Origin of the sequence: Rhodovulum sp., assembly GCF_011048875.1 — a bacterium.
Taxonomy (GTDB): domain Bacteria; phylum Pseudomonadota; class Alphaproteobacteria; order Rhodobacterales; family Rhodobacteraceae; genus Rhodovulum; species Rhodovulum tesquicola.
In genome coordinates, this window is sequence record NZ_DSDD01000137.1 from 1 (window position 1) to 10,287 (window position 10,287).

A 10,287-nucleotide genomic window follows, 5' to 3' on the forward strand; every position below is an offset into this window, starting at 1 on the left:
CCGATGTCGCGATCATCGCCACCGGCGACGAGCTGGTGATGCCGGGCGAGGTGCCGGGCCCCGATCAGATCGTCGCGTCCAACGGTTTCGGGCTCAAGGCCATGGTCGAGGCCGAGGGCGGCATCGGGCGCCTTCTGCCCGTCGCGCGGGATACCGAGGCCTCGCTGCAAACCGTCTTCGGGCTGGCTGATGGCGCCGATCTGATCGTTACCATCGGCGGCGCGTCGGTGGGCGATCACGACCTTGTCGGCAAGGTGGCCGCCGATCTGGGCATGGAACAGGCGTTCTACAAGGTCGCGATGCGGCCGGGCAAGCCGCTGATGGCGGGACGGATGGGCAAGGCGGCGATGATCGGGCTGCCCGGCAACCCGGTCTCGGCGCTGGTCTGCGCGATGCTGTTCCTGCTGCCGGTGCTGCGCGTGATGCAGGGCCTGCCCGCTGCCCCCGCCCCGCGCCTGACCGCCCGGCTGGCCTGCGATCTGGACGCCAACGGCCCGCGCGAACATTACATGCGCGCCCGGATCACCGCGGACGGCATCGCGCCCTTCGACCGTCAGGACAGCGCGCTTCTGACGATCCTCTCCGAAGCCCATGCGCTGATCGTGCGCCCCCCCGGCGACGGGCCGCGCCGCGCGGGCGAGCCGGTGGAATACCTGCCGCTCTGACCGGGCCGGTTTGCGCCGGGAGAGCTTGACACAAAACGTGAACATGCCTAGAACATGGCGGAACGATCCCCATGGCGAGGATGTCCCATGCTCACCCGCAAGCAACTCGACCTCCTGGAATTCATCCACAAGCGCATGCAGCGCGACGGCGTGCCGCCCTCTTTCGACGAGATGAGGGAGGCGCTGGACCTGCGCTCGAAATCCGGCATCCACCGCCTGATCACGGCGCTTGAGGAACGCGGCTTCATCCGCCGTCTGGCCCATCGCGCCCGCGCCATCGAGATCGTCCGCCTGCCCGAGACGCTCGAGGCCAAGGGCTTCCGGCCCATGGTGATCGAGGGCGACGGCCCGCCGCCCGCCCCGCCGCCCGGCGCGATGGATGTGGAAGCCGCGGGCGCCTTCGAGGTGCCGTTGATGGGACGGATCGCCGCCGGCACACCGATCGAGGCGATTTCCCATGTCTCGCATAATGTCGCGGTACCGGGCGGCATGGTGTCGGGCCGTGGGCGGCATTACGCGCTGGAGGTCAAGGGCGATTCGATGATCGAGGCGGGCATCAATGACGGCGATGTGGTGGTGATCCGCGAACAGGACAGCGCCGAGAATGGCGAGATCGTGGTGGCGCTGGTCGATGACCAGGAGGCGACGCTGAAACGCTTCCGCCGCAGAGGCGACATGATCGCGCTCGAGGCCGCGAACCCGGCCTATGAAACGCGCATCCTGCCCTCCGACCGGGTCAGGGTGCAGGGCCGTCTTGTCGGACTGATCCGCAGCTATTGACGCGGCGGCGGCCCGCGGCGGGCCGTCCACAGCCGTTCGGCCCTGTTCGCCGCGACCAGCCGTGGCCCATCGCTTCCGGGATAGACTGCCAACGCGCCGCTGCGCGCCAGCGCCCGCCGGTCGAGCAGGCGGCAGTCTTCGGGCGCATCGGCAACGATCTGCGGCACGATCACCCAGCCTTCGGCACAAGCAGGCGCGATCCGCTCGGCCCAGCCGCGCCCGGTGACCAGGATGAACCGGTCGCCCGAAACCTCGGCCACCTGCAACCCCCGCGCACCGTCCAGCCCCGGCCGCTCGAAGGCCATGTCCTGCGTGATCCGGTCGCCATCGTTTTCAAGCCATGATCGTGCGACGAACCCCTCGCCGGACGGTTTCGACAAGGCCCGCCCCTCCGGCCCCAGCGCGCCCACCAGCCCGCCGCTTTCGGCGATCAGCAGCGCGGGCCGGTCCGTCTGTGACCACAGCGCCAGCGCCAGCAGCATCGGCACCAGCCCCGCCAGCCGCACCCTGCCCGTCCACAGGATCACCCACAGCGCGCCCAGCGAGATCATCGGCAGCACCGTTGGCCCCGGCGTCACCACCGGCCAGACCGCGCCATCCAGCCCCGCGACCCACTCCGCCACGCCCAGGATCCAGGCGATGCCCCAGCGCATCGGCTCAAGCCCCAGCGCCGCAAGCCCGAAAGGCGCAAGACAGGCGGCCACGACCGCCGCGGGAATGACCAGAAGCCCCATGAGCGGCACGGAAATCACATTCGCAAGCAGCCCGTATTGCGACATCTGGTTGAAATGCGCCGCCCCGAACGGCGCCGTGGCCGCCCCCGCCACCGCCGAGGATATCACCACTCCCAGCACGGCGTTCAGCCAGCGCGGCGGGCGCCAGCGCCCGTCCGTCATCTCGCGCAGCGCCCCGAAGACCGCGATCAGGGCCGTGGTCGCGGCAAAGGACATCTGGAACCCGGCCTGGGTCAGGCTCTCCGGCGCCATCACCAGGATGATCAGCGCCGCCATGGCCACCGCCCGCAGGGTCAGCGCGCGGCGGTCGGCCAGAACGGCGACCAGCACCACCGCGACCATGACGTAGGCGCGTTCCGTCGCGACATTGCCGCCCGACAGCGCCAGATAGACCGCCCCCGCCGCCAGCGCACCGATTGCCGCCAGTTTCTTGGTCGGCAGGCGCAAGGCCAGCGGCGGGATCAGCGCAAGGCCAAAGCGCAGCGCCGCAAAGACCACCGCGGTCAACAGCCCCATATGCAGCCCGGAAATCGCCAGAAGATGCGCCAGGTTCGAATCCCGCAGCGCCTGCAACGCATCGCGCGAGATCGCCGAGCGGTCGCCGGTCAGGATCGCGGCGGCGAACGCCCCCTGATCGCCCGGGATACGCGCGCGCAGCGCCCCCGACAGCGCCATCCGCGCCCGCTGCACGACAAGCGTCAGCCCCCCCTCGGGCGGGTCCAGCGCCACCGCCGGGCTGCGCGCATAGCCCACCGCGCCCAGCCGGTCGAACCAGGCATGGCGGCGAAAGTCGAAGCCGCCGGGCTCCGCCGGGGCCGAGGGCGGCGACAGATGCGCCATCATCGCGATCCGCGTGCCCGGTGCGGGATCGGTCAGGCCCGCCGCGCCATGCAGCGACACGCGCACCCGTTCGGGAATGCGATGGGCGGGCACACGCTCCAGCCAGACCCGATCCAGCGTGATCCGCGGCGCGTCCGACATCGACCGGTCAAGCGCCACCACCCGCCCCTCGACCGCGCCGTAATAGCGGTAATCGAGCTTGGGCGCGGCGACCGCATGCGCCCGCGCACCTGCCAGCACGACGCCAAAGGCCACCAGCGCCAGCGCGACCAGCACCGGCCCCCGGCGTTCCGGCCCCTTCCACGCGGCCAGCAGCAGGACCAGCCCGCAACAGGCAAACCCCGCCAGCAGCCAGACGGGCGGCTCGACCGGCAGCGCGAAATAGGCCCCGATGCCGAGCGCCAGCAGGACCGGCACCCAGGGGAAAAGATGGCCCCTGCGGGCCTCGAGCGCGCCGAGCACCCCCACCGCTTGTCCTCTCCCGGACGATCTCCTAGACAGGCGGCAACGCTATCTCCATCATGATGAACAAAAGGTTAAGGCGCATGTCAGAGACGCAGGCCGTCACCCGCTTCGCCCCCTCGCCCACGGGTTTCCTGCATATCGGCGGGGCGCGCACGGCGCTGTTCAACTGGCTTTTCGCGCGCGGCCGCGGCGGGCGCTTCCTGCTCAGGATCGAGGATACCGACCGCGCCCGCTCGACCCCCGAGGCGACGGCGGCGATCCTGACCGGGCTGCGCTGGCTCGGGCTCGACTGGGATGGCGACCCGGTCAGCCAGTTCGAGCGCGCGCCCCGCCATGCCGAGGTGGCGCATCAGATGCTGGCCTCGGGCCATGCCTATAAATGCTTCGCCACCCGGGACGAGATCGAGACCTTCCGCGAGGCCGCCCGGGCCGAGAACCGCTCGACCCTGTTCCAGAGCCCCTGGCGCGACGCCGACCCCGCCAGTCACCCGGATGCGCCCTTCGTGATCCGGCTCAAGGCCCCGCGCGAAGGCGCGACCGTGATCGAGGACGCGGTGCAGGGCCGCGTGACCATCGGCAATGACCAGCTCGACGACATGGTGATGCTGCGCTCGGACGGCACGCCGACATACATGCTGGCGGTGGTGGTGGACGATCACGACATGGGCGTGACCCATGTGATCCGGGGCGACGACCACCTGAACAACGCCGCCCGCCAGATGCAGATCTATCACGCGATGGGCTGGCCGGTGCCGGTCTGGGCGCATATCCCGCTGATCCACGGGCCGGACGGCAAGAAGCTGTCGAAGCGCCACGGCGCGCTGGGGGTCGAGGAATACCGCGCGATGGGCTACCCGGCCGCCGCGATGCGCAACTATCTCGCCCGGCTCGGCTGGAGCCATGGCGATGACGAGTTCTTCACCGATGCCCAGGCGCAGGCCTGGTTCGGGCTGGAGGGAATCGGCCGCTCGGCCGCGCGCTTCGACTTCCGCAAACTCGAGAACCTGTCGGGCCAGCATCTTGCCGCGATGGAGGATGCTGCGCTGCTGCACGAATTGAAGGCCTTTCTGGACGCCACCGGCCAGCCCGCCCTGTCGGCGCGGCAGGAGGCGGGTCTGGCCAAGGCCCTGCCGCTGCTGAAAGGCGGCTTCAAGACATTCCCGCAACTTCTTGAAAAGGCAAACTTCGTCCTTGCCGAACGCCCCATCGTCCCGGACGAGAAGGCAGCTCAGGCGCTGGATGATGTATCCCGTGGTATACTGTCCGAATTGACGCCGCACTTGCAAAATGCTAGCTGGGACCGCAACGCTCTTGAGGCGGCGGTCAAGCAACTGGCCGAGGGCCATGGAACCACCCTCGGAAAGCTTGCCGCACCGTTGCGCGCCGCGCTGGCCGGGCGGACGGTCTCGCCCAGCGTGTTCGACATGATGCTGGTCATCGGCCGCGACGAAACGCTCGCCCGGCTGGCTGACACCCGGGGCTGAGGCGGAAACGGCCGGATGCCCGCGCACGCCACCGACCGTGCCGCAGGGAACGCGGCCCGGTCTCTCGATGAAAATGAGGGAAATCCATGGCCGAGAGCACCAGAACCGCGACGCTGACCCTGGGGGACAAGTCGATAGACCTGCCGGTCCTGCACCCGACGGCAGGCCCCGACGTTGTCGATATCGGCAAGCTTTACGGCACGTTGGGCGTGTTCACCCACGACCCGGGCTTCACCTCGACCTCGTCCTGCGAAAGCGCGATCACCTTCATCGACGGCGATCTGGGCGAGTTGCTGCACCGGGGCTATCCGATCGACCAATTGGCCGAGAAATCGCATTATCTCGAAGTCTGCTACCTGCTGCTGTACGGCGAGTTGCCGACCGCCGCCCAGCTTGAGGATTTCGAAAGCCGGGTGACGCGGCATACGATGGTGCATGAACAGATGCACCGCTTCTTCACCGGCTTCCGGCGCGACGCGCACCCGATGGCGGTCATGGTGGGCGTGGTGGGCGCGATGTCGGCCTTCTATCACGACTCGACCGATGTGAACGATCCCTGGCAGCGCGAGGTCGCCTCGATCCGGCTGATCGCCAAGGTGCCGACGATCGCGGCGATGGCCTACAAGTATTCGGTGGGCCAGCCCTTCGTCTATCCGCGCAACGATCTGGACTATGCCTCGAACTTCCTGCGCATGTGCTTTGCCGTGCCCTGCGAGGAATACGAGGTCGACCCGATCCTGACCCGCGCGATGGACCGGATCCTGACGCTGCATGCCGATCACGAGCAGAACGCCTCCACCTCGACGGTGCGGCTGGCGTCTTCCTCGGGCGCGAACCCGTTTGCCTGCATCGCCGCCGGCATCGCCTGTCTGTGGGGTCCGGCCCATGGCGGCGCGAACCAGGCCTGTCTGGAAATGCTGCGCGAGATCGGCACGGTCGAGCGCATCCCCGAATACATCAAGCGCGCCAAGGACAAGGACGATCCGTTCCGCCTGATGGGCTTCGGCCACCGGGTCTACAAGAATTTCGACCCGCGCGCCAAGGTGATGAAGCAATCGGCCCACGAAGTGCTGGAACTGCTGGGCATCGAGAACAACGAGACCCTCAAGGTCGCGATGGAACTGGAAAAGATCGCGCTCGAGGACGAGTATTTCGTCGAGAAGAAGCTCTATCCGAATGTCGATTTCTACTCCGGCATCATTCTTGACGCGATGGGCTTCCCGACCTCGATGTTCACCCCGATCTTCGCGGTCAGCCGCACGGTGGGCTGGATCTCGCAATGGAAGGAGATGATCGCCGATCCCAACATGCGCATCGGCCGTCCCCGCCAGCTTTACACCGGTCCGACCCGGCGCGATTACGTCGATGTCGAGGTCCGCTGAGCCGCCCCGCCGTCAGAAGAAGATGTCAAGCACCTCGGGCGGCCCGGCACTGACCTCGTCAGGCTCGGCAAGCCCGAGCCTGCGGCAGAAATCGCGGTGCATCTCGCGCTCGGACTCCATGGAGTAGAGCAGCCAGAACGGGGCAAGCACCGCGTCGGGATCCGCACCTGCAAAAGGTGGCGCGGCCGGACTGCCGGGTGCAACGGCCGGGCAGGCCAGGAACAGCCGCTCCAGATCCAGCAGCGTGACGAATTCGCCGTCGTGCCGACCGATGCCCCGGTCCAGACGGTGATCCCAGTGCAGAAGGTCCGCCTCGGGCACCGGCTCGACGCGGTCATTGTCGAAGGCCGCGACCTCGAACACCCGGTCGGTGCGCAGCGCGACCTGCGCGCGCCGCTCGCCTGTTTCTGGTTCGAACGCAAGATCTCGGTGACAAGCTGCGAGGTCCGCTCGATATCGGGCACGAGGCTGGCCAGCATCTCGCCCGCCGCGCTCTGGCTGCGTTCGGCCAGCTTGCGCACCTCCGAGGCGACGACCGCGAAGCCGCGGCCATGCTCGCCTGCCCGCGCGGCCTCGACCGCGGCGTTCAGCGCCAGCAGGCGGACGTTTTCATACTTGCCGCGCGCCACTTCGACGGAGCCGTCCATCATCGAGAGGTTGCGCTGCAACATGCCGTCCAGGATCGCCTCCATCTGCCGCCAGACCTGCTGCCCCTGCCCGGCCAGAAGCCGGTAGGCCTCCTGTTGCTGGCCGGCATCCGACAGTTCCATGGCCCTGCCCGAGATCGCGCTGAGCGTGGCGTAGATGCCAGGACAGGTCTCGACCTCTGCCCGCCCCTCGGCAGATGCAAGCGCGCGGAACTCCTCGACATGCCTGCCATGCGCCTCGCGTCCGCGGGTCAGGGCGGCCTTGATTTCTTCCCTGACGGCGGCATCCTGCGACAGCAGGTATTCCCGCACGTTGCGCTGCACGCGCAATTTTTCGGCAGTGATCGTCTGGGTCAGTTCGACATGCCTGGCCTCGTTGTCGACCAGCCCGTTCAGGCGCCCGTTCAGATTCGACAGATCCACCAGCAGCAGGCCGACCCCACCGCCGACATCGCGACGAGCACCGCGAAGGCGGCGGCGAGTTTGATTTTGATCGTGAGGCGCATTTTCAGAGGTCCTTCCCGAACTGGGGGGTGCCGGCAGAATTGGCGAGCGAAGCGGCACAGATCCGCTCGAGATCAGGCAGGATGACGAAACCGGCATCGGTGCGGGCGATGCCGGACACGATCCGCTCGACCACCAGGCCCACCCGGCCATTGGTGCCGGAAACGATCACCACCTTCTGGAACTCCGACCGCGGCCCGGGCGTCTGGAACACATCGGCCAGCCGCAGGCGGGGCACCAGGTCGCCGCGAATATCGGGGAAGTTCGAACGGCCTTCGCTGGCAAGCAGGTCGGGCGGCAGTTCCACGCATTCCTCGACCGCCGATACCGGGATCGAATAGCGCTCTCCCCCACCTCGACCAGCAACCCGTCGGCAATGGCCAGCGTCAGCGGCAGGCGCCATGGCCGCCGGGCCGCTGTCCACGTCGTTCTGCCCGCGCAGCCCCCGGATGGCGCTGCGCACCACATCCATGCCCACGCCCCGGCCCGAAAGCTCGGTCACGGTGGCCGCGGTCGAGAAGCCCGGCTCGAAGATCAGCCGGTAAAGATCGGGGCCGGCGACGGTCGAGCCCGCCGGCAGCAACTCGCGCTCGATGGCGCGTGCGCGCAGCCGTTTGTCGTTCAGCCTGCGCCCGTCGTCATGGATACGGATATGCACCTCGGCACGGGTCGCGGTCAGCGAGACCGTGCCCATGCGCGGCTTGCCCGCCGCGACGCGGTCCTCGGCCGTTTCCAGCCCGTGATCGGCGGCGTTGCGCAGGATATGCACCAGCGGATCAGTGAGCACCTCAATCACGGTCTTGTCCAGCTTGGTCTGGCCGCCGGTCGAGACGAACTCGATGGGCGTGCCCAGTTGCCGGGACAGGTCATGCACCAGCTGCCGAAAGCGGCCGAACAGGTTCCCGATCGGCATCATCCGGATCGACATCGTGGTTTCGCGCATGCCCGAGGCAAGGCGGCGGATATCCTCGGCAACCGCCATCAGCGTGGGATCGCGCAGCGATTGCGACAGGTCGTGCAGCCGCGATTCCGCGATCACCAGTTCACCCACCCGGTCCATGATCTCGTCCAGCCGCTGGGTCGCCACGCGCATCGTGGCGTGATCGCCCGGCCCGGCGGCCCGCTTGTCGGGGGTGGCGCGGGCGGTGTCGGGTGCCGCCTCGGCCACTGGCGCCGCTGCGTCCCCAAGCGGTTCGATGCCCAGGCGCAACCGGTCCTGAAGGAACAGGAACACCTCGTCGATCGCCTCGCGCGCAACCGGCGCCCCAATCCGCACGGTCCAGCGGATCGGCGGCGCCTGCGGGTTCAGCGCAGCAAGCGGCGGCAATTCTGACAGATCGTAGTCCACCTGCACCCTTCCCGGCGCAAGTGCCTGCAATTCCTCAAGAAGCTCGGCCCGTCCATCCGCCGCATGTTCTGGTCGGTCAGGATCGCGTCGGGCCGCGTCCGGTCAAGCTCGGCCAGGGCCTGTTCGCCATCGCCGGCCTCGATCACCTGATAGCCCGCACCCGCGAGCGTCTTGCGCACCATCTGCCGGACAGAGGGCGAGTCGTCGACGATAAGGACGGTCTTGGTCATGCGTCAGCTTCCTTGGTTCGTTTGGGGGCAAGGCCGGTGGCGCGGCCCCTTCCATCTGCAGATGCCGGTCCGGGTCGATCCCGCCGGCCTGCATCCATTACGAGACAAGCCCGCCCGAGGGCATCGTGACGGCCAGCACCGCACCGCGCTGCCTGGCGGTCGACAGCGCCGAAAGCAGCGTGGCGATCCCCGTCAGATCGCAATGGGTCCAGTCCGAGGTGTCGATGTGATAATCGCCGCCCGCAGCGATCCCGACGGACAGGCGCGGGGCAATCTCGTCCGCGCGGGCCAGGTCCACGCCGGAAAGATCGCCAATCAGTTCAGAGGACATGCACCCCCATTTCGAATGAAAAGGCGACTATGGAATGCGCATTAACGAAGCCCCAAGACCGGATTTCCTCCGCGGGGAAAACACAGCCGATTTGATCGAACGGCCCGGCCGCACCACCTTGCGGCACGCGACGCGGACCCGCGCCCCGACGGGACGCAGGTCGTGGGATCGGGCGGAAATTTCAGGGATTGCATAGCACGCGCAGGGTCATTTCGTGATCCCCAGGGCGCGGACCGGGCGCTGCCGGGGCGCATCTGCCCCGATTGCCTGCGCCTGTCTCAACGTCCCTCGAACCGGGGCGGCCGCTTTTCCAGGAAGGCCAGAACGCCCTCCTTGAAATCCCGCGTCGCCCCGCAAGCGCCCTGAAGCTGCGCCTCCAGCGACAATTGCGCCTCCAGGTCATTGCCATAGGAGGCGCGGATCGCCTGCTTCAGTCTGGCATAGGCCACCGTGGGCCCCTTGGCCAGTTGCGCCGCGCGGGTCCGCCAATGGGCATCGAACCCCTCTTCGGGCACCGCCTCCCAGATCATGCCCCACTCGGCGGCCTGACGCGCGGGCACAGGTTCGGCGAACAGCGCCGCCCCCATCGCGCGCGCAAACCCCACCTGCCGCGGCAACCAGTAGGTGCCGCCCGCATCCGGGATCAGCCCGATCCGGGTGAATGCCTGCAGGAACATCGCCGCCTCCGAGGCGATCACCACATCCGCCGCCAGCGCAAGATTCGCCCCCGCCCCCGCCGCCGGACCGTTCACCGCCGCAAGTGTCGGGATCGGGCAATCGAAGATCGCCCGCAGCATCGGCTCGTATTCGTCGCGCAGCGTGCGTTCCAGGTCGATATCGGCGACATTGGCCCCGTCCCCCAGATCCTGCCCCGAAC

9 protein-coding genes and 2 pseudogenes are annotated in these 10,287 nt (G+C 68.2%); 4 read left to right on the plus strand and 7 right to left on the minus strand.

Annotation, left to right across the window (positions count from 1 at the left end; all coding sequences use genetic code 11):
• Together ENN83_RS04670 and lexA are read left to right on the plus strand one after the other, a co-directional pair.
• A partial coding sequence (locus tag ENN83_RS04670) for a molybdopterin molybdotransferase MoeA (protein ID WP_287184607.1) occupies positions 1 to 665 on the plus strand: 665 nt, incomplete at its 5' end.
• Between the two features lie 87 nt (positions 666 to 752).
• Entirely contained in the window at positions 753 to 1,445 is a 693-nt protein-coding gene (gene lexA, locus ENN83_RS04675; RefSeq protein WP_287184610.1) for a transcriptional repressor LexA, read from the plus strand.
• Here the strand turns inward: lexA and ENN83_RS04680 are convergent.
• On the minus strand, positions 1,439 to 3,487 hold the full coding sequence (locus ENN83_RS04680) for a ComEC/Rec2 family competence protein (protein ID WP_287184613.1): 2,049 nt from the start codon (positions 3,485 to 3,487) through the stop codon (positions 1,439 to 1,441). The genes lexA and ENN83_RS04680 overlap by 7 nt on opposite strands.
• Before the next feature lie 77 nt (positions 3,488 to 3,564).
• Here ENN83_RS04680 and gltX point away from each other — a divergent pair, with 77 nt between their 5' ends.
• Together gltX and gltA are read left to right on the plus strand one after the other, a co-directional pair.
• Positions 3,565 to 4,968 carry a glutamate--tRNA ligase gene (gene gltX / locus ENN83_RS04685; protein WP_287184617.1) on the plus strand — a complete coding sequence of 468 codons (1,404 nt, stop codon included), beginning with the start codon at positions 3,565 to 3,567 and terminating at the stop codon, positions 4,966 to 4,968.
• Positions 4,969 to 5,054: 86 nt separating this feature from the next.
• Positions 5,055 to 6,350: a citrate synthase gene (gene gltA / locus ENN83_RS04690; protein ID WP_287184621.1), complete on the plus strand. Its 1,296-nt coding sequence runs from the start codon at positions 5,055 to 5,057 to the stop codon at positions 6,348 to 6,350.
• A gap of 383 nt (positions 6,351 to 6,733) precedes the next feature.
• Here the strand turns inward: gltA and ENN83_RS04695 are convergent.
• From ENN83_RS04695 to ENN83_RS04720, 6 genes and pseudogenes are all read right to left on the minus strand, one after another.
• Positions 6,734 to 7,042, minus strand: a pseudogene (locus ENN83_RS04695) (methyl-accepting chemotaxis protein); the annotation flags it as partial.
• A gap of 24 nt (positions 7,043 to 7,066) precedes the next feature.
• A pseudogene (locus ENN83_RS04700) lies at positions 7,067 to 7,420 on the minus strand (MCP four helix bundle domain-containing protein); the annotation flags it as partial.
• An 85-nt stretch (positions 7,421 to 7,505) separates the two neighbouring features.
• A complete protein-coding gene (locus ENN83_RS04705; protein ID WP_287184624.1) occupies positions 7,506 to 8,849 on the minus strand; it encodes a chemotaxis protein CheA in 1,344 nt (447 codons plus the stop codon).
• A complete protein-coding gene (locus tag ENN83_RS04710; RefSeq protein WP_287184628.1) occupies positions 8,807 to 9,079 on the minus strand; it encodes a response regulator in 273 nt (90 codons plus the stop codon). The genes ENN83_RS04705 and ENN83_RS04710 overlap by 43 nt, the downstream gene beginning before the upstream one ends.
• Before the next feature lie 97 nt (positions 9,080 to 9,176).
• Complete coding sequence (locus tag ENN83_RS04715; RefSeq protein ID WP_287184630.1) at positions 9,177 to 9,410, minus strand: STAS domain-containing protein; 234 nt, start codon at positions 9,408 to 9,410, stop codon at positions 9,177 to 9,179.
• Between the two features lie 278 nt (positions 9,411 to 9,688).
• Positions 9,689 to 10,287: enoyl-CoA hydratase-related protein (locus tag ENN83_RS04720; RefSeq protein WP_287184633.1), on the minus strand; the 599-nt coding region annotated here is incomplete at its 5' end.

Coding starts and splice junctions, on each gene's coding strand:
- ENN83_RS04710 (WP_287184628.1), bottom strand. CDS start 9,079: ATGACCAAGACCGTCCTTATCGTCGACGACTCGCCCTCTGTCCGGCAG.
- ENN83_RS04715 (WP_287184630.1), bottom strand. CDS start 9,410: ATGTCCTCTGAACTGATTGGCGATCTTTCCGGCGTGGACCTGGCCCGC.
- lexA (WP_287184610.1), top strand. CDS start 753: ATGCTCACCCGCAAGCAACTCGACCTCCTGGAATTCATCCACAAGCGC.
- gltA (WP_287184621.1), top strand. CDS start 5,055: ATGGCCGAGAGCACCAGAACCGCGACGCTGACCCTGGGGGACAAGTCG.
- gltX (WP_287184617.1), top strand. CDS start 3,565: ATGTCAGAGACGCAGGCCGTCACCCGCTTCGCCCCCTCGCCCACGGGT.